Annotated in this window: 1 protein-coding gene; it reads right to left on the bottom strand. The window is 62.1% G+C overall.

The features are described 5' to 3' along the window. Positions 1-74: 74 nt before the first annotated feature. Positions 75-330 (bottom strand): hypothetical protein (locus tag ACQG3P_RS18985; RefSeq protein WP_426805902.1); only part of this gene is annotated, 256 nt, incomplete at its 5' end.

Here is a 330-nt window from a genome sequence, read left to right on the forward strand (position 1 = left end):
CCTCAAGGTCGATGCTGATCTGCTCGGTCGGATGAAGTGATGGGGACAGCCACAGCGGCGAAGAAGGATTCTCCTCACTCCCCAGCGCGAGCTGAACGGTTGCTCCAGATACGTCCCTCACGCTGCTCCGCAGTGGTGACGTTACTCACCGCCTGTTCGCCGAGGCGATCACGCAACTGCTGCAGGTAGAGACTCCGCGGCGCCACAACCTGGCCAACTGACTGCACCATGCCAGCTGGTTCTTCAGGCGGGAACTTCCCCGGTGTTACAGGCCCGACCTGTCCCACGCTCCAGTTCATCGCGAAGGGCGGCGCTTGGACGACGTAGATG

Origin of the sequence: Stenotrophomonas sp. SrG, assembly GCF_050031795.1 — a bacterium.
GTDB classification, from domain to species: domain Bacteria; phylum Pseudomonadota; class Gammaproteobacteria; order Xanthomonadales; family Xanthomonadaceae; genus Stenotrophomonas; species Stenotrophomonas rhizophila_A.